The following is an 18,638-nucleotide window of genomic DNA, read 5'->3' on the forward strand; positions in this document are numbered from 1 at the left end:
GGCCCACCCCGGGCGCGGGCAGCCCGGGCTCCGCGCAGGGCGGCGGCCCACGAGGCCCACCGCCCGCGCAAAGCCGCAGTCTCACGAGGCCCCGGTCAGGTCGTGGGGAGGCCCGGGGGCAGCGTGGCCGGGAGGGCGGACGTGTGGAGGAGGCCCAGGCGTTGGGTGGCCCGGGTCAGGGCCACGTACAGGTCGCTGACGTCGAAGCGGGCCGGCTCGACCACGAAGACCGTGTCGAATTCGAGGCCCTTGGCCTGCCGGGGGTCGAGGAGGACGAGGCCCCGGGTGAGGTCGGGCGCCTCCCCCGCGGTGACGCCGGGCAGCTTCAGGGCCAGCTCCGCGTGGAGGTCGCGGGGAGCGATGACCGCGGCCCGCCCCTCGCGGGGCGCGTCCGCGACGGCCTCCGCGACGGCACCCGCGAGCGCGCCGGCGGCCACGCGCCGGGCCCAGGGCTCCACGCCGGTGGCCCGTACGGACCGGGGCGGTTCGAAGCCGGGCCGTCCCGCCCTGCGGGGCACCTCCGCCGCGAGGGCCATGATCTCCGCGGGGGTCCGGTAGTTGACGCCGAGCCGCGCGAACTCCCACCGGTCCGCGACGTACGGCGCGAGGATGTCCGCCCACGAGCCGACGCCCCCGGCCTCCGCCGTCTGCGCGGGGTCGCCGACGAGCGTCATGGACCGCGTCGGCGAGCGCCGCATCAGCAGCCGCCAGGCCATCGCGGACAGCTCCTGCGCCTCGTCGACGATGATGTGCCCGAACGCCCAGGTCCGGTCGGCGGCGGCCCGCTCGGCCGCGCTGCGGTGGTCGGCCTCCTCCTGCCGCTCGGCCATCCGCTCGGCGTCGATGATGTCGTGCGCGAGGAGGACCTCAGCTTCCTCGTCGTCCTTGTCCTCGAACTCGTACGTACGGGACGCGTACGACACGTCGAGCACGCCCTGCGCGTACGCGACCTGCCGCTGCCGCTCCGCCTCCGCGCGGGCCAGGGCCGCGCTGTCGTCCTTGCCGAGCAGCTCCGCGGCCTCGTCGAGCAGCGGTACGTCGGCGGGCGTCCAGGCCGCGCCGGGGGCCCGGCGCACGGCGGCGGCGTCCGCTTCGGTCAGGTGCGCGGGCTCCTCCAGGTAGTCGGTGACGAACCGCTGCGGGGTGAGCGCGGGCCACAGCTCCTCGATGGCCGCGTGCACCTCGGCGCTGGCCGCGATGCCCTTGCCGAGCTGGGCGATGTCGTCGGGCCCGAGGAAGTTGGGCCCGCCGTACGGGTCGTGGCCGATGCGCTCGGCGAGCTGCGCGGTGAGCGCGTCGATGACGTGGAAGGCGAAGGTGGGCCGCGCGAGGTTGTGCGGCAGGTCGGCGGCGCGGGCCGCGGCCCGCGCCTCGTAGGCGATCTCCCAGTCCAGGACGAGGTCGCCGTCGTCGTGCTCGATGATCAGCGGCGCCCCCGGTTCGGGCAGCTGCTGCCGGTCCTCCAGGGCCCGCTTCAGCACGTCGGCCATCTCGGCGCGGCCCTTGACCTCGGCCGCCGCGGGCGTGTCCGCGGCGGTCGCGGTGACCCCGGGGAACAGCTCGCCGAGCGAGGCGAGCAGCACTCCGGTCTCGCCGAGCGCGGGCAGCACGTCGCTGATGTAGCCGAGGAAGGCCGGGTTGGGCCCGACGATCAGGACGGCCCGCTTGGCGAGCAGCTCGCGGTGCGCGTACAGCAGGTACGCGGCGCGGTGCAGCGCGACGACGGTCTTGCCGGTGCCGGGGCCGCCCTCGACGACGAGGACGCCCCGGTGCGGGGCGCGGATGATGCGGTCCTGCTCGGCCTGGATGGTCTGCACGATGTCCTGCATGCGGCCGGTGCGCGCGGAGCCCAGCGCGGCGAGCAGCACCTCGTCGGCGTCGGCGCTCTCGTGCCCGGTGCGGCGCGCGTCGTCGAGATCGAGGATCTCGTCGTGCAGCGCGGTGACCTCGCGGCCCCGGGTGGTGATGTGCCGCCGTCTGCGCAGCCCCATCGGGGTGTGCCCGGTGGCGAGGTAGAAGGGGCGCGCGACGTCCGCGCGCCAGTCGATGACGAGCGGCGTGCGCTCCGTGTCGGAGGCGCGGATGCCGATCCGCCCGATGTGGTGGTCGCGGCCGTCGCGGAACGCGAGCCGCCCGAAGCACAGCCCGTTCTCACTGGAGTCGAGCGCGGCGAGCAGCCCGGACCGCTCGGCCACCAGTACGTCGCGCTCGAGGCGCGCCTGCAGGCCGTTGCCGACCTGCTGGAGCGACGCGCTCACGGCGGACTCGGCCTCCGCGCGCAGCGCGTCGAGGCGCGCGTACAGCCCGGAGACGAATTGCTGCTCTTCCCGCAATTCCTCGGTTGACAATTCAGCCCCTCGCCAGATACAGTGCTGTCATATTGATTCCCGCAGTACTCGTGCGCCCAAATGCGCAGAGCAATGCGAAAGAATCCACTATACGCAGAGAAAAGCCCTGGACGTCAATCACGTCCAGGGCTTTTCTCTACTCCGCCGCCGACTTCAGAAAGTCGGCTTTCGCCTCGGGGAACGAGGGGAACGACGCGGGGAACGACGCCCGCTCCGGCACGGGACTACGCGCGGTCCGGCACGGGACTCAGAGCACGCCCGCCCCCGCCAGCTCCGCCACCAGCTTCCGCTTCGCCCGCGCCCCGACGGCCTGCCACACCGGCTCGCCGTCGCGGAACACCATCAGCGTCGGCGTGGACAGCACGCCGTAAGCGACCGTCGTCTCCGGATTCCGGTCCACGTCGACCCGCACCACCTTCAGCCGCTCCGCCTCCTGTGCCGCCAGCTCACCGAGCACCGGCGCCAGCTGCCGGCACGGCCCGCACCACTCCGCCGTGAACTGCACGAGCACCGGCCGTTCACCGCTCAGCACCTCGAATCCGAAATCCGCGTCCGACACCTCGGCCACGCCTTCGGCCCGCACACCGCTCATCTCCGTCAACCCCTCACGTCGCTCATCGGGTCATCCCGTACGTCACTCAGCTCGCACAGCGGCTCGGGACCGCCCGGAGCGTCCGCGTCGGCGGCCAGTTCCGCGAGCGCCCGCTCGGCCCGCGCCAACTCCGCGCCGACCTGCGCGCGCACCGCGCCGAGCTCCCCCATCAGGGCGTCGAGCTCGGCCAGCTTGCGGCGGTACACGGCGACCGACGCCGGACAGGAGTCACCCGCCGGGTGCCCGGAGCGCAGGCACTCCACGAACGGCCGGGTCTCCTCCAGGTCGAAGCCGAAGTCCTGGAGCGTCCTGATCTGCTCCAGGAGCCGGACGTCGCCGTCGTCGTAGGTGCGATGGCCGTGGCCGTCGCGCCGCGCGGGCAGCAGCCCGCGCGACTCGTAGTACCGCAGCGTCCGCGTGGTCGTCCCCACGCGGGCCGCGAGTTCGCCGATGCGCATGCCGCGACCGTAACCCTTGACGTCGGCGTCAAGGCCAGCGATGCAGGGGGCCGCTCAGGGCTTGCGGACGGCCTCCACCGTCGCCGTCCAGTTGTCGGCGCCGTGGCCGAGGTCGACGCCGCGCTGGGCCACCGCGTTCACGGCGCGCAGCACGGAGGCGTCGAGGCCGCGGTGCTCGGCGGCGTGCACGACGTGGTCGATGCCCGCCACCTCCATCGCCAGGTTCGCCTCCTCGCCGGGGTAGCTGCCCGCGTCGATCTGCTCCGCCATGCCGTCGACGATGGACGTGACGAGACCGGCGTTGGCCTTGATGAAGGGGGCGATCGCGGCGGCCGGGACGCCGTCCGCCGCCGCGAGCGCGAAGGCGTGCACGGCACCCGACATCGCGGTCCAGAAGAAGTCGAGCAGCGACAGGTCGTGGACGGCGGAGAGGCCGTGGTCCGCACCGACGTACGTGGTGTTGCCGCCGAGGGCCGCGAGGGTCCGCTCGTGCTTGTCGTACGCGGCGCGCGGACCCGCGTGGAAGAGCAGCGCGTCCGGCGTGCCGATGACGGGCGTGGGCACCATGACCGCCCCGTCCAGGTAGTCGATGCCCGCCGCGGCGGCCCACTCGGCGGCCTCGCGGGCGCGCTCCGGGGTGTCGGACGTGAGGTTCACCAGGGTGCGCCCGGCGAGGTCGGCGGCCAGCGGTTCGAGGACGGCCGCCGACGCGTCGTAGTCGACGACGCACACGACGATCAGCTCACTGGCGCGCACGGCCTCGGCGGCGGTCGCCGCGCGGACGGCGCCCCGGGCGACGAGGTCGTCGCCCTTGCCCGCCGAGCGGTTCCAGACGGTCGTCGGATGCCCGGCGTCGAGGAAGGCTCCGGCGAGGGCGCGGCCCATGGCACCGAGGCCGATGACGGTGACGGGGTTCTTGGGGTTGTTGTCGTGAGGCATGCCCCCATGCTTGATGAGTACATAAGCCCTCACAAGTACCGACTATTTTGTGCGGTACTCACCAAATGGTAAGCATGGGCGGCCGATCGGCGGACGACGTCCGGGTCACCTCAGCGGGCGGTAGGACGCCCTGGTGAAGAACCCGCCGCCGTTCTCGCCGAGGCGCCCCGGGCCGGGGAGGCGGTCGGGCAGCGCCCCGGGACCCCCGCCGTCGTCATCGTCATCGTCATCGTCATCGCCGTACCCGTCGTCGTATCCGTCGTCGTCCTGGCCGTCCTCGTCATCCTCGTCGTCACCCGGTACGCCGAGCAGGCGCCGGGTCAACAGGTCGCGGTCCGAGAGGAGTTCGTCCAGGGCGGCGCGTACGTCGACCGCCTCGGTGCGGGCCGCGTCGCGCTCGCAGGCGATGAGGACGGCGCGCCGGACCAGCTCCTTGGTGAAGGACGCCGTGGTGCCCTCCGTGCGGACGACGACCTCCTCCGCGACCTCGTCGTCGAGGCCGAGCCCCGCGCCGTACAGGGCGAGCAGCCGGCGGCGGCCCGCCGTGTCGGGCAGCGGGATCTCCACCGCGAGGTCGACGCGGCCGGGGCGCTGCACGAGGGCGGGCTCCAGGAGGTCGGCGCGGTTGGTGGTGAGCAGGAAGGCCACGTCGGCGTCGTCGCCGAGGCCGTCCATCTCGTTCAGGACCTGGAAGAGCAGGGGCTGTTCGCCGTCGCTGTAGTCCCGGGCCTCGGCGACGAGGTCGCAGTCCTCCAGGACGACGAGGGCGGGCTGGAGCATGCGCGCGAGGGCGCAGGCCGGGCCGATCGCCCTGATCGTGACGCCGGAGAGCAGGACGACGGTGAAGTCCGGCATGCCGGAGAGGAGGTACCGGACGGTGTGGGTCTTGCCGGTGCCCGGCGGACCGTACAGGAGCAGGCCGCGCCGCAGGTGCTGGCCCGCGGCGAGCAGCCGCTCGCGCTGCCGGGCCACGCCCACGACGTGCCGCTCGACGCGGTCGAGGAGCCCGTCGGGAAGGACGATGCCCTCGCGGGCCAGATCCGGTCGGCGGTGGAAGCGGAACGGGCCGAGGCCTTCGCTGAAGTCGCCGCCCTCGAAGGACAGGACCTGGCCGCGCAGGACGTTGTGCTCGCGGATCAGCGCGTCGACCCCGGCGAGCAGCCGCTTCGCAGTGCCGCGGTCCGCGGCGAGGACTTCGAGCTGGACCTTCTCGTCGCCGTACTCGTCACTCGGGCCGCGCAGGAGCACGACGTAGCGCTCCTCGCTGCCGTCGGCGGCGCGCTCGGCGCCCAGGTAGAACCCGAAGGACACGCAGGCGAGTTCGGTGTCCGGGGAGACCGGCAGGTGCGCGTAGTCGACGGCGCCGATCACGAACCGGTCGTAGCGGCTGGCGGATTCGAGGATCTCGGAGAGCGTGTAGTGCCCGCGGTGGTCGGCGCCGGTCATGCCGATCAGCTCGTACGAGCGCCCGTCGGCGGCGAACCAGCGCTCCAGGGCCAGGTGCACGTTCGGGTGGTCGTAGGGCGCGTACGCGGCCTTCACGACCGGGGCCTGGCCGGGCTCGACGCCGAGGTGGCCGCGCAGGCGCGCGGTGAGGTCGCGCTCGTCGCCCTCGGCCTGCGGGCGGCGCGCCACGGCGTCGATGAACTGCCTGAACAGCTCACCGACCCGCTCCAGCTCGGCCTGCTCGCTCCCCGGAGCGCCCTCGCCGCCGGGTCCGCTGGAGACGATCCGTGTGGTCATGGGTGTACTCCCCCGTCGCACTGCGGCCGCTGGTCGGGCGGCCCGAGGATTCTCAGCGTGGCGGCGCCCGTTCGCCGCCGTCAACGAGATTTCACGGGCGCGGGGCGCGGGGGTTGCGCACCAGCCAGGCGTGCAGCTCGCCGTGGCGGAACTGGTAGCCGCCGCCGACGATGCGCAGGAGCCCGGCGTGGTAGGCCCAGGTGGTGAAGGCGTCGGTGCGGGGCGGGATGCGGCCCAGGCAGGCCGCGCAGAGCCACATCGCGTACAGGGCGAGCAGCGCCGCCGCGCACGACGCCATCCACGCCAACGTCACGGTCACGACACCGGCGAAGCCGAGCAGCCCCTCCGCCGCCGCTCCGGCGACGAACGGGATCACCGTCAGCTTGAGCCCTCCGGGCAGCCGCACCGCGCGCCGCGCGCGCCGGGCCTCACGCCAGATCCGTGCCGCCCTGCCCATCCCGAGGAACAGGCACGCCAGGACGTAGAAGACGGCGGCACCGAGCGCGGCGCCGCTCCAGAATCCGCCGCCGGGCGCCACGGTGACGGAGGACCACGCCATGACGGCCGCCACCACCGCCGCCACGACGGAGAAGCCACTGGCCCCGGCCTCCTCCACCAAGAGGATCGCGACGACCACGAAGACCAGGCAGGCGAGGAACCACAGGGCGTACGCGTCGGTCTCCCGGACCACGAGGCCCGTCGCCCAGCCGAGGGCGGGAAGCACCACACAGCCCACGAGACCGCCGCAGCCCTCATGGGCGACCAGCCGCTCGCTCGCCCCCGCCCCCACGCAGGCCGCGAAGCACACCACGGCACCCACCGCGTACCAGATGGGGGCGGACGCCCCGGCGAGCCAGTGATCCCGTCCGGCCGCGGCGCCGATGACGAACAGGGCCGGAAGCCCACCCGCGCCCATGGCGACGTACGCCAGATCCGCGACGGACTTCCGCAGCCGTCCCGCCCCCGCACGGGCCCCGCGCACCCCCTCAGCGGGCTCCGGGTAGATGGCGTCGACCAGCAGGGACACGAACACCGCTCCGCAGAACACCGCCCCCGCGCCCGCGACCGCGAAGGACAGGACGGCGCCGTGGCGGTGGTCCCACCACGGCTCGGGGAACAGCCCCCTGACCGCCTCCGGCCCCCACACGAGCGCGGCCCCGCAGACCGCGAAGACGACCACGCCCGCCAGGACGCGCGCCCTGACCAGCCCCAGGGCCTCCCCGAGCGAGGCGATCCTCCCCTCCTCCCCGGCCAGGTGGTGCAGCCACCGGTGCACCGTGGCGGGCTCGTACTCGCCGCGCCCTGCCCAGGCCGAGCGCACCCCCGCCACCCGTCGGCGTGCCTGTCGCACCGCCGCGTTCGCCGCCCGCGTGGCCGCCGGAATGTAGTGGGCCAGGAGGTGCTCCCGGACCTCGTCCGCCGTGCGCAGCCGCGCCAGGGAGCGGGCCTGCCCCACCTCCCCGTACACCGCGTACGCGAGCCCCAGGTAGAACGGCGAGCTGAGCGCCTCCGCGACGGCCGGGCCCATGTCGTCGAGCAGCGCGTCCATCGGTGAGGCCCGGCCGTCGGACCGGGACCGGACGTACGAGCGGGCCTCCGAGACGTCGACGCCCGCGATGCGCAGCAGCGCCGACCGCCGCAGCCAGGCGTAGCGGTCGGACAGCTCCGCGTACCGCTGCTCGCGGCAGGTCAGCACGACGGGCGCGCTGCCCGCCACGGACTCGTAGGCGTTCAACTCGTCCAGGGCCTGCTGCGCACGGCTCGCCGACTCCCCGTCGACGTCGGCGTCCATCTCGTCGAGCCCGTCGAGCACGGGGATGACGAGGCGCCGCGTGACGAGGTCCGCCGCGGTGCGCTCCCGCAGGCCGTACACCTTGACCAGGCTGTCCGTCAGCCAGCGTTCGAAGCCGCCGGGGCGCCAGCGGTGCCACCAGCGCCGTTCGGTGCGGGGCGGGGGCAGGTCCCCGATGGCGAGCCGGACGGGCACCGCGTCGGCGGGCCCGCGCGCGGCGAGCAGCAGGACGACGAGGTGCACGGCGAACACCGTCTTCCCCGCGCCGGGTGCCCCGGTGACGACGAGGCGGCCCGGCGCGGAGCAGTACCGGGCCGCCACGTCGGAGAGCCGCTGGGGCCCTGCCGGTTCGGCGCCGCCCTGCCGGGGGGTGACCTCGACGCGCAGGTCGATCAGGTGCGCGCCGTCGCCGAGCATGTGCGCGCGCTCGGCGACCTCGATCTCCGCCACGGCCCCGGCGAGGGAGTCGAGCGCGGCGGCCCGTGCGTCCGTCGCCTGCTGCAGGCGCAGCGCACTGAGGCTGACGGCGGCGCCGACGAGGACCCCCAGGACACCGAGGGGAAGCCCCAACACCCCTGACACGTCCTGGGGTTGGAGCCCGCCGCGGGCCACGGACAGGCCTGCCCAGACGCCGCTCGCGAGCAGGACCACGACACCGCCGCCGAGCAGTCGGCGGAGGCCCGCGGGTCCCGGCCTTCCCGTCTCCATGGGTCAGCATCATGGCAAGGCGCTGATCGCCGGACCACCGGTTCGGCGAGGTCGCGCGGCCCCGGCGTCAGGCCTGTGACACGGGTTCCTTCACGGTGTCGGGCGCGGCGGCGGCCGCGTCGCGTACGGGCTCCGCGGGCGTCCGCCGCTTCCTCGGCAGGAGCACGGCCACAACCAGCGTGCCGACGCCGAGGATGACCGCGCCGATCAGGCTGGTGTGGGCCACCGCGTCGGAGAACGAGGCGCCCACGGCGTGCTTCATCTGCTCGGCGCCCTGGGCGAGTTCGGCGGCCTGGGCCTTCAGCCGGGCGGCCTGCTGCGGGGAGCTGGTGCCCGCGGCCTGCTCGGCGATGCGCTGGGCCTGGTGGCCGATCGCCTGGGCGACGCCGCCGCCCGCGCCGACGGAGTCCTGCGCCTGTTCCAGGGCGGACGCCGAGAGCTTGCTGCCCGCGGTCTCGTCGGCGAGGCCGTCGGCGTACGAGGTGCCGAGGACCGAGCCGAGGACGGCGATGCCGAGGGAGCCGCCGAGTTCGAGCGAGGTGTCGTTGACGGCGCCGCCGACGCCGAGCTCCGACTCCGGGAAGGCGCCCATGATCGCTTCCGTGCAGGGCGAGACCGCGAGGCCCATCGACAGGCCGAGGACGGCGAGGGGCAGCACGAAGTCCCCGTACGACGACGTCGCGTCGGTGGCGGTGAGCAGGGCCAGGGCCGTGGTGCCGCCGAGCATGCCCGCGGTGACCATGACCTTCGCACCGAGCCTCGGCGTGAGGAAGCCGGTGAGCGCGGAGCCGACGAACACCGCGCCCGCGAGCGGCAGCATGCGCACGCCCGTCTCCAGCGGGTCGTACTCCAGGACGAACTGGAGGTGCTGGGTGAGGAAGTAGAAGGCGCCGAAGGCGGCCACGAAGAACAGGGCCACGGCCAGGTTGGAGCCGGAGAAGCCGCGCTCGGCGAACTTGCGGACGTCCAGGACGGGGCGCGGGTGGCGCAGCTCCCAGACCACGAAGAGGACGAGGCCGACGGCGGCGACCACGGCGGCCGTGACGGCGCTCGCGCCCCAGCCGAAGCCCGGGCCCTCGATGATCATGTAGATGAGCGCGCCGATCCAGACGACGGAGAGCAGCCCGCCCACGTAGTCGATGCGCCCGGCCGACGAGGACTTCGACGGCGGTACGAGGACGAACGCGCCGACGATCGCGACGGCCGCCACGGGGACGTCGATGAGGAACGTCGACGCCCAGCCGTGGTCCTCCAGGAGCATGCCCGCGAGCAGCGGGCCCGCGGCGATCGCGATGCCGGACGTGGCCGCCCACAGCGTGATCGCCTTGGCCCGTTCCTCGCGCGGGAACGTCGCCGCGAGCAGCGAGAGCGTCGCGGGCATGATCATCGCCGCGCCCACGCCCATCGCGCCGCGCGCGACGATGACGGCCGTCGAGCTGCCGGCGAGCGCCCCCGCGCCCGCGCCCGCGCTGAGCACGAGCAGCCCGAGCACGAGCGCGCCGCGCCGGCTGTACTTGTCGCCGATGGCGCCGAACAGCAGCATCAGGGCGGCGTACGGGACCGTGTACGCGTCGATGACCCATTGCAGGTCGGAGCTGCTGAGGTCGAGGTCGCGGGTCATGTCGGGCGCCGCCACCGTCAGCGCGGTGTTCGCCATGACGGCGATCAGCAGGCTCAGGCACAGCACGAGCAGCGCCCACCAGCGACGGGCGTAGGGCCGGGCCATCCGCTCCACCGGCTCATTGATCAGCAAAGGCATCGGGGTCACCCCTCGGGGTACGTTCGATCGCAGGAACTTGCACACCACTGTGTAATTGCACGGCGTTGTGCAATGTAGCTCACGAGCGGCCTTCTTGCACAGCGATGTGCAAGTGCGCGGAGGGGCGGCACAATGGCGCCATGAGCCGTACGAAGCCGACGCCGCCGCACACCGGGGCCGCCGGGGCAGGGCCTGCCACCGGCGGGGCCGCGAGCGCCGCCACGGCCCGCGCCGACGCCAACCGCCGCCGCATCCTCGACGTCGCCCACACCGAGCTGACCCGGGACCCGGACGCGTCCATGGACCAGATCGCCCGGGGCGCCGGGGTGGTGCGCCGCACGGTCTACGGCCACTTCCCGAGCCGCGACGCCCTGGTCACCGCGCTCCTCGACGAGGCCGTCGAAGCGGTGCTGGCCGCGCACTCCGCCGCGTACGCCGACGTCGGCACCGAGGACCCGACGCGGGCCATCGCCGCCGCGATGCTCGGCGTCTGGCGCGTCACCGACCGCTACCGCCTGCTGCTCTCCCTGGCCCAGCGCGCCGTCACCATGGACGGCATCCGCGAACGCCTCGCCCCCATGAACGAGGCGGGCGTCGCGATGATCCAACGCGCCCTGGACGAGGGCCGGTTCACCACGGCCGTGCCGCCGCGGGCCCTGGTCTACGTCCTCGAAAGCATCGTCTTCGGCCTGATGGAGGCGGTGAACGACGGCATCCTCGACACCCAGGAGGCGGGCCGGGCGGCCGCGACCACGTTCCTCACCGCGGCAGGCCTCCCCCTCCCAGAGGCAACGGCCCTGGTGAACGAGGTGGCGGCAAAGCAGACGGACTGACCTCCGCCCCCGCCTGCCCGGAGCTTCAGCAGGAGGCCGGTCCCTCGTCTGCTGGCGCAGGCCATCGGGGAGAGGCTGGGGCGGCCGGTCGCGCTGGCGGACATCGGCATGGGCGAGCCGACGACAATCGACGCGGATGTGGGGTTGGATTTCCCCAGGGACCCCGTCGGCGCCGTGAGCGCCGCCACCACGTTCTGGAGATCCGTGAACCGCCGCGACTTCATGGCCGGATCCGGCTTCGCCGCCTCCGCCTTCACCACCCCCGTCACCCGCTGGCTCGTCACCCCCGCCGACGACAGTGCCGAACGCCGCGGGAGCCACCGGGTCGGCCGGGCCGACCTGGACGAGCTGCGGGACGCCGCCGACGACGCCCGCCGCTGGGACTCCCGCTTCGGCGGCGGGAACTGGAAGGCCAGCTCGGTCACCTCCTGCCTCGACCACCGCGCGGCCCCGCTGCTGCAAGGCAACTTCAGCGACGCGGTCGGACGCGAACTCTTCTCCGTGACCGCCGAGCTGTCCCGCCTGGCCGGATGGACCGCCTTCGACACCGGTGAACACAACGAAGCCCAGCGGCACTTCATCCAGGCCCTCAGCCTCGCCCGCGCGGGCGCGGACGTGCAGCTGGGCTGCTACGTACTCACCACCATGGCCCTGCAATCCCTCATGCGCGGCTTCGCCTCCGAGGCCATCGACATGACCCAGGGTGCCTTCAGCCGGGCCAGCGGCCGAGCCGCCCCGAGAGTGCTGGCATTCACCAAGCTCATCGAGGCCCGCGCGCACGCCCGCGAGCACGACGCGCGGGCCGCCTCGCGCGCCCTGGCCGCCTCCGAGGACCTCCTCGACCGGGCCCGGCAGGACAGTGGTGACGAGCCCAGGTGGATCGACTTCTACCAGCACGCCCGCCTCTCGGCGGACGCCTCCGAGGTCTTCCGCGACCTGAACAACCCCAAAGCGGCCCTGGCCTGGAACCAGCGGGCCGCCGCGATGCCGCCAGGAGTGTTCACCCGCTCCGTCGGCATGCGGCTCGCCATCGTAGGAACCGCCCACCTCCAGGCCCGCGACCTCGACCACGGCCTCCGGCTCGGCCACCGGTCCGTCGACATCCTCGCCCGCGTCCAGTCCAGCAGGGCCAAGGACTACGTCCGCGAGTTCAGCACGGCCCTCGGCCCCTGGTGGCGCGAGCCAGCCGTGCGCGAGTTCGCCCAGCGGGCCCGCAGGGAGCTCGACGTCATCGCCTGACGCGTGCTTCCTCGGCGTACGGGGGTGACGGGTCAGCCCTTGCGCGGCAGCAGTGCGCGGACCGTCTTGCCCTGCCCCTGGCGTGGGAACCAGCCCACGTCCTGCGCCAGTTCGCGTACGACGAGGAGCCCGCGGCCGCCCTCCCCCAGCGGGGCCGCCGAGTCGAAGTCGGGGAACTCCCCCACCGGGTCCGACACGTCGACGACCAGTGCGCCGCCCTGCGTGACGGCGAGCCGCAGCCACAGGTGGTGGTCCGCGGTGCGCGCGTGCCGGGTGGCGTTGGCGACCAGCTCGGACACGACGAGCACGGCGTCGTCGACGTCGCCGCCCCACCCCCATGCGGCGAGCCGCCGCCGCGCGCCCTGCCGGGCGAGGCCTGCGGCCGCGGGGGTCATGGGGTAGCCCGCGGACCAGGCGTGAGTGAGGTGGGCCGCGGAGGGAGGTGGGGGTGGGGGTGCCGTGGGGTTCTTCATGCCGATTACGGTCGCGCCCTTGCGCGTTCGACTGCAATCGAAAGCCCATTGAATATCCAGGGGAGGAACATTGGACTATGCCTGGATCCGCGCAAGTGCCTGCGCGAGCACGACAGCCGGTGCCACACTCGCCGCACGGCAACCGCTGGCACACACAGCGCGACGAGAGCGAGCAGCATGGCGGCGAAGCGTGGGCGCACCAGTCAGCGCCTTGAATTGGGCCTACAGCTGAGACAGTTGCGCGAAAGTTGCGGACAGAGCGAGAGTGGAGGCGGCCTCACACGGAAGCAAGCCGTCCAAGGCCTGAAGATCTCCGAGACCTCGCTACAGCGGATCGAGACCGGCGCCCTCAACTTCCGGAACGTGGGCGACTTGCGCAAGCTGCTGAGCAAGTACGGCGTCACCGACGAGGACCTCGTCAACTCCTTCATCAACCTCAACCGGGAGTCGTCCACGCAGGATTGGCTCACCCAATACCGCGGGCCGCTACCGCCCGAGCTGCCGAGCTTCGTCGGGCTGGAGCCCGAGGCACGCAGCATGACGGCGTACCACCCGACGCTCGTGTACGGGCTCCTCCAGACCGAGCGCTACGCGACGGCGCTGCACGAGGTCCAGAAGCCGGTCGAGGAGACGACGTCGGAAGGGATCCGCAGCAGCGTTGAACTGCGCATGAGGCGGCAGGACGTGCTCACCCGGGAGGATCCGGTCAAGCTCCATGTCATCCTCGGCGAGGCCGCCTTGCGGTATCCAGTCGGCGGCGCGGAGGTGATGCGTGAGCAGTACACGCGGCTCCTGGAGCGCTCGGAGCTGGAACACGTCACGCTCCAGGTACTGCCGTTCCGCTGGGGGTACCGCGCCACCAACGACTTCGCGATCCTGGACCTAGGAGACCGGTTCCCTCCCCGGGTTCAGATCGACAGCGCCTGGAACGCCATCTCCACCTCGGACAAGCCGCGCGAAGTCGCCCGCTTCACACGCCGGTTCAACGCGCTGGTCGCCTCCGCCTTGCCGCCCGAGGACACCCCAGACTTCCTGCACCGACTAGAACGGGAGCTGTGACCCCATGAACACCCGCTTCAGTGCGCTCGGCCTCGCTCCGGAGGAGGCATGGCGCAAGTCTTCGTACAGCGACGGCGTCCCCAGCAACTGCGTTGAAGTCGCCGACCTGTCCACCTGGTTCAAGTCGTCGTACAGCGGCGGCACCGGCAACAACTGCCTGGAGGTCGCCGACCTCACCCACCAGCCCAGCGCCAGCCGCAACGGAGGCGTCGGCATACGTGACTCCAAGAACCCCGGCGGCCCCGCCCTGCTGCTCGGGCTTCCCGCCTGGAGGGCCTTCCTCGCGGGCGTCGCGACCAGCGCAGGGTAGCGGTCAGCGGTGCAGGTGCGCCGGCAAGTCGTCCCACTGCGGCCCGAGGCGGTAGTGGGAGGTGTGCACGCAGTCCGGACACACGTACTGCGTGCACCAGCCGCCGCCCCTGCACCGGACCTCCCCCACGGGTATCGGGGCGGTGGTCCAGTGGCCGCAGACGCCGAGCACTCGGTCGGGGAGAGCAGTACGCATGAGGGTGGTCAGCTCCTCTGAAGTCGTATCGGCAGCCCCCGGGCCACGGGGGTCCGGGGGCTGCCGCACATCACTTGGGGTGCACTGCCGCGAGGGCCTACGCCTTCACCGGCGCCTTCTCCAGCGGCACCTGCTCGGGCACGGCCTCCGCCGCCGGAGGCGCCCCGTGCTCGTCGTCGACGAGGGTCCGCTCGTCGAAGGGCAGCTTGCCGTCGAGGACGAGGGCGACCCGGTCCCGGTCGACCTCCTTGGTCCACGTACCGATGAGGAGCGTGGCCACCGCGTTGCCCGCGAAGTTGGTGAGCGCGCGGGCCTCGCTCATGAAGCGGTCGACGCCGATGATGAGGCCGACGCCGTCGACGAGCGCGGGCTTGTGCGACTGGAGGCCGCTGGCGAGGACGGCGATGCCGGAGCCGGAGACGCCCGCGGCACCCTTGGAGGCGATCATCATGAAGAGGAGCAGCGAGATCTGCTCGCCCACGCCCAGCGGCTGGTCCATCGCGTCGGCGATGAAGAGCGAGGCCATGGTCAGGTAGATCATCGTGCCGTCGAGGTTGAAGGAGTACCCGGTCGGCACGGTGATGCCGACGACGGGGCGGCTCACGCCCAGGTGCTCCATCTTCGCGATGAGCCGCGGCAGCGCGGACTCCGACGACGACGTGGACAGGATGAGCAGGAACTCCCGGCCCAGGTACTTCAGCAGCTTGAAGAGGTTGACCCCGGTGACCAGGCGCAGCAGCGTGCCGAGCACGAACACGATGAAGAGCGCGCAGGTGACGTAGAAGCCGATCATGATGGTGGCCAGCGCCTTGAGCGCGTCCGTGCCGGTCTCGCCGATGACGGCGGCCATCGCGCCGAACGCGCCGATGGGCGCGGCCCACATGATCATGCCCAGGATGCGGAAGACCAGCTTCTGGATGTGCCCCACCCCGCGGAGGATCGGCTCGCCCGTGCGGCCCATGGCCTGGAGGGCGAAGCCGACGAGGAGCGCGACGAGCAGGGTCTGGAGGACCTCGCCCTGGGTGAAGGCGGAGACCATCGTCTTGGGGATGATGCCGAGCGCGAAGTCGACGAGGCCCTTGTCCGCCTCGTCGGCCGCGTCGTGGCCCGCGGCCTTGTCCGACGAGGTCAGGTCCATGCCGGAGCCCGGGTGCAGGATGTTGCCGACGAGCAGGCCGATGGCCAGGGCGACCACGGACATCGCGACGAAGTAGGCGAGCGCGAGGCCGCCGACCTTGCCGACCTTCGCGGCCTGCCGGACCGAGCCCACGCCGAGCACGATCGTGCAGAAGATGATCGGCGAGATCATCATCTTGATCAGGTTCACGAAACCGGCGCCGAGGGGCTTGAGCTCCTTGGCGAAGTCCGGCGCGATGAAGCCGACCGCGATGCCGATGAGCACGGCTCCGATGACGGCGATGTAGAGGTAGTGGGTGCGGTCCCGCCGCGCGGGCGGGGTGCCCGTCCCCGCGGCGGGCGGTGCCGCGCCGGTCCCGGCGGCGCCCGCCGCCGTCCTGTCATCTGCCACGGTTGCCTCCTTGGGCGACTACGACCACTGCGTCCTCGCGAGTCGTGCGGCTCACGTCCTGGCGATTCCGGGTGACTATCTCCCGGGGTGTGAGGGCGGTCACCCTTGCGTTCATTGAGTTCGCGCGGAGCTCTTCGTGAACGCTGCCCATGGCGTTCCTCGCGGACGTTCCTTTAGGTCAGGCGGGTACGGCGAGGCAGACTTGCACCATGTCCCAGGCCTCCCGACCGACCCGCCGACCGCGGGCTCCGCGCGCCCCGCGCAGCCTCGCCGGTCAGCTCTTCGCCATGCAGGTGGTCCTGGTGGCGGTCGTGGTCGCGGGCTGCGCCCTGTTCACGTACCTCAGCGACCGGCACCAGGCGGAGGAGGCGGCCCGCCGCCAGGCCACGGCGGCGGCGCGCGCGGTCGCGGACGCGCCGTCGGTGCGCGAGGCGATCCGCGGCGACGACCCGTCCCGCGCGCTCCAGCCGTACGCCTCCCGGGTGCAGCGGGACACCGGCGTCGCCTTCGTCACGATCATGGACAGGCGCGGCATCCGCTGGACCCACCCCGACCCGGCCCGCATCGGGCAGCGCTTCCTCGGCCACACGGCGGAGGCGCTGCGCGGCCAGACCTTCACGGAGACGTACACGGGCACGCTCGGCCCCTCCGTGCGCGTGGTCACGCCCGTCCACGACGGCGGCCGGATCGTCGGCCTGGTCAGCGCGGGCATCACCATCGACGAGATCACCGCGAAGGCGCGCGGCCAGCTGGTGGCGCTCCTCGGCGTCGCGGCGGCCGCCCTGGTCCTCGGCGCCGTCGGTACGTACGTCATCAACGCGCGTCTGCGCCGCAGCACCCACGGCATGAACGCGGCCGAGCTGAGCCGCATGCACGACTACCACGAGGCCGCGCTGCACGCCGTGCGCGAGGGGCTGCTCATGCTCGACGGGCGGCGGCGCGTGGCCCTCATCAACGACGCCGCGCGCGAGCTCCTCGACGCGGACGAGGGCGTCGTCGGCGCCTACGTCACCGACCTGGGCCTGCCCGCGCCGCTGACCGGCGCACTCCTCGACGCGGCCCCGCGCGTGGACGAGGTGCACCTGACGGCGGACCGGGTCCTCGTCGTGAACACCTCGCCGGTCTCCGGCGGCGACCGCAAGGGCACCGTGGTCACCCTGCGCGACCACACCGAGCTCCAGGCGCTCGCCGGTGAGCTGAACTCCGAGCGCGGCTTCACCCGCGCCCTGCGCTCGCAGGCCCACGAGGCCGCGAACCGGCTGCACACCGTGGTGTCCCTGATCGAACTGGGCCGCGCCGACGAGGCGGTGGAGTTCGCCACGGCCGAGCTGGAGCTGGCCCAGGCCCTCACCGACCAGGTCGTCGCGGCCGTCAACGAACCGGTGCTCGCGGCCCTGCTCCTCGGCAAGGCCGCCCAGGCCAACGAGCACGGCGTCGAGCTGGTCGTCTCCGACGACACCAGCGTCGACGACGGCCGGCTGCCGAGCGCGCCCGCGTCGCGCGACCTCGTCACCATCCTCGGCAACCTCATCGACAACGCCGTCGACGCGGCCCAGGGCTCGCCGTCCGCCCACGTCACGGTGACCGTCCTGGCCCGCCCCGACTCCCTGCTGCTCCGCGTCGCCGACACCGGCCCCGGCATCCCCGAGGCCCACCGCGAGGCGGTCTTCACCCGGGGCTGGTCCACCAAGTCGCCCGACGGCCGCGGCCTCGGCCTCTCCCTGGCCCACCAGGCGGCCACCCGCAACGGCGGGACGCTGACGGTGGCCGAATCCCCGGCGGGCGGCGCCGAGTTCACCGCGACGCTGCCGCTCACCGCCACCCATCGCGAAGCCGCCCCCCATCCCGAAGCCGCCACGCACCGAGAAGGGGCCGAGAGATGACCGTGCCCGACCCCATCCGCGTCCTCGTCGTCGAGGACGACCCCGTCGCGGCGGACGCCCACGTCCTGTACGTCAACCGGGTGCCGGGCTTCGAGGCGACCGCGACCGCCCACACCGCCGCGGAGGCGCGCCGCGCCCTCGACCGCGGGCCCGTCGACCTGATCCTCCTGGACCTGAACCTCCCCGACGGCCACGGTCTGGCCCTGGCCCGCAGCCTGCGCGCCGCCGGGCACAAGGCGGACGTCATCGCCGTCACCTCCGCCCGCGACCTGACCGTCGTCCGCGAAGGCGTCTCCCTCGGTGTCATCCAGTACGTCCTGAAGCCCTTCACCTTCGCCACCCTCCGGGACCGGCTCACGCGCTACGCCGAGTTCCGCAGCGCGGCGGGCGAGGCGACCGGGCAGGACGAGGTGGACCGCGCGCTCGCGACCCTGCGCGCCCCGGCGCCCGCCACCCTGCCCAAGGGCCTCAGCGGCCCCACCCTCGAACGGGTCACCCGCACCCTCCGCGACGCCCCGCCCGACGGCCTCACCGCCGCGGCCGCCGCCGACAGCACGGGCCTGTCCCGCATCACGGCCCGCCGCTATCTGGAGCACCTGGTCGACACGGGCCGCGCGGCCCGCAGCCCCCAGTACGGGCACGTGGGCCGCCCGGAACTGGTGTACCGGTGGCTGCCGCCGTCCTGAGGGGCCCCGGCGCCCCGCACGGGCCCGCCACGCCGCTGCAAGGGCATTGACCTTGGTTCCAGCAAGCGCTTACGTTCACCGGGCAGCAGCCGT

16 protein-coding genes are annotated in these 18,638 nt (G+C 73.2%); 6 read left to right on the forward strand and 10 right to left on the reverse strand.

What is annotated here, in order from left to right; translation table 11 throughout:
- Positions 1–95: 95 nt before the first annotated feature.
- The 7 genes from IG74_RS0133765 to IG74_RS0133795 all read right to left on the reverse strand — a co-directional run bounded on the left by IG74_RS0133765 (position 96) and on the right by IG74_RS0133795 (position 10,339).
- Positions 96–2,348 carry a HelD family protein gene (locus IG74_RS0133765; protein ID WP_030684992.1) on the reverse strand — a complete coding sequence of 751 codons (2,253 nt, stop codon included), beginning with the start codon at positions 2,346–2,348 and terminating at the stop codon, positions 96–98.
- A gap of 247 nt (positions 2,349–2,595) precedes the next feature.
- Positions 2,596–2,940 (reverse strand): thioredoxin, encoded by a 345-nt coding sequence (gene trxA, locus IG74_RS0133770; RefSeq protein ID WP_030684994.1) that lies wholly within the window; start codon positions 2,938–2,940, stop codon positions 2,596–2,598.
- A 5-nt stretch (positions 2,941–2,945) separates the two neighbouring features.
- Positions 2,946–3,398, reverse strand: a complete 453-nt coding sequence (locus IG74_RS0133775; protein WP_030684997.1) for a MerR family transcriptional regulator — start codon at positions 3,396–3,398, stop codon at positions 2,946–2,948.
- A gap of 54 nt (positions 3,399–3,452) precedes the next feature.
- Complete coding sequence (locus IG74_RS0133780) at positions 3,453–4,337, reverse strand: NAD(P)-dependent oxidoreductase (RefSeq protein WP_030684999.1); 885 nt, start codon at positions 4,335–4,337, stop codon at positions 3,453–3,455.
- Between the two features lie 105 nt (positions 4,338–4,442).
- Positions 4,443–6,080: an AAA family ATPase gene (locus tag IG74_RS0133785; RefSeq protein WP_078869258.1), complete on the reverse strand. Its 1,638-nt coding sequence runs from the start codon at positions 6,078–6,080 to the stop codon at positions 4,443–4,445.
- Between the two features lie 91 nt (positions 6,081–6,171).
- Complete coding sequence (locus IG74_RS0133790) at positions 6,172–8,580, reverse strand: NACHT domain-containing protein (RefSeq protein ID WP_030685003.1); 2,409 nt, start codon at positions 8,578–8,580, stop codon at positions 6,172–6,174.
- Positions 8,581–8,647: 67 nt separating this feature from the next.
- Complete coding sequence (locus tag IG74_RS0133795; RefSeq protein ID WP_030685006.1) at positions 8,648–10,339, reverse strand: MFS transporter; 1,692 nt, start codon at positions 10,337–10,339, stop codon at positions 8,648–8,650.
- A gap of 140 nt (positions 10,340–10,479) precedes the next feature.
- On the opposite strand from IG74_RS0133795, the gene IG74_RS0133800 reads away from it, so the two are divergent.
- Together IG74_RS0133800 and IG74_RS0133805 are read left to right on the forward strand one after the other, a co-directional pair.
- Positions 10,480–11,172: a TetR/AcrR family transcriptional regulator gene (locus tag IG74_RS0133800; protein WP_030685008.1), complete on the forward strand. Its 693-nt coding sequence runs from the start codon at positions 10,480–10,482 to the stop codon at positions 11,170–11,172.
- A 174-nt stretch (positions 11,173–11,346) separates the two neighbouring features.
- The gene (locus tag IG74_RS0133805; protein ID WP_234334537.1) at positions 11,347–12,411 is read left to right on the forward strand and encodes a sporulation protein; all 1,065 of its coding nucleotides are present in this window, start codon (positions 11,347–11,349) and stop codon (positions 12,409–12,411) included.
- Positions 12,412–12,443: 32 nt separating this feature from the next.
- Here the strand turns inward: IG74_RS0133805 and IG74_RS0133810 are convergent, their stop codons facing one another.
- Positions 12,444–12,884: an ATP-binding protein gene (locus IG74_RS0133810; protein WP_030685012.1), complete on the reverse strand. Its 441-nt coding sequence runs from the start codon at positions 12,882–12,884 to the stop codon at positions 12,444–12,446.
- Between the two features lie 177 nt (positions 12,885–13,061).
- On the opposite strand from IG74_RS0133810, the gene IG74_RS0133815 reads away from it, so the two are divergent.
- A complete protein-coding gene (locus tag IG74_RS0133815; protein ID WP_030685014.1) occupies positions 13,062–13,943 on the forward strand; it encodes a helix-turn-helix domain-containing protein in 882 nt (293 codons plus the stop codon).
- Between the two features lie 4 nt (positions 13,944–13,947).
- Positions 13,948–14,253, forward strand: coding sequence for a DUF397 domain-containing protein (locus IG74_RS0133820; RefSeq protein ID WP_030685016.1), 306 nt, complete (start codon positions 13,948–13,950; stop codon positions 14,251–14,253).
- Positions 14,254–14,256: 3 nt separating this feature from the next.
- Here the strand turns inward: IG74_RS0133820 and IG74_RS0133825 are convergent, their stop codons facing one another.
- Both IG74_RS0133825 and IG74_RS0133830 read right to left on the reverse strand, forming a co-directional pair.
- Complete coding sequence (locus IG74_RS0133825; protein ID WP_030685018.1) at positions 14,257–14,448, reverse strand: hypothetical protein; 192 nt, start codon at positions 14,446–14,448, stop codon at positions 14,257–14,259.
- Between the two features lie 97 nt (positions 14,449–14,545).
- Positions 14,546–15,976, reverse strand: coding sequence for a cation:dicarboxylate symporter family transporter (locus IG74_RS0133830; protein WP_030685021.1), 1,431 nt, complete (start codon positions 15,974–15,976; stop codon positions 14,546–14,548).
- Between the two features lie 209 nt (positions 15,977–16,185).
- Here IG74_RS0133830 and IG74_RS0133835 point away from each other — a divergent pair, with 209 nt between their 5' ends.
- Positions 16,186–17,859, forward strand: coding sequence for a sensor histidine kinase (locus IG74_RS0133835; protein WP_051855915.1), 1,674 nt, complete (start codon positions 16,186–16,188; stop codon positions 17,857–17,859).
- Positions 17,856–18,545, forward strand: coding sequence for a response regulator (locus tag IG74_RS0133840; RefSeq protein ID WP_030685025.1), 690 nt, complete (start codon positions 17,856–17,858; stop codon positions 18,543–18,545). The genes IG74_RS0133835 and IG74_RS0133840 overlap by 4 nt, the downstream gene beginning before the upstream one ends.
- The last annotated feature ends 93 nt before the right edge of the window (positions 18,546–18,638 follow it).

The sequence above is a fragment of the Streptomyces sp. NRRL B-1347 genome, from assembly GCF_000720325.1.
In the GTDB taxonomy this organism is placed as follows: domain Bacteria; phylum Actinomycetota; class Actinomycetes; order Streptomycetales; family Streptomycetaceae; genus Streptomyces.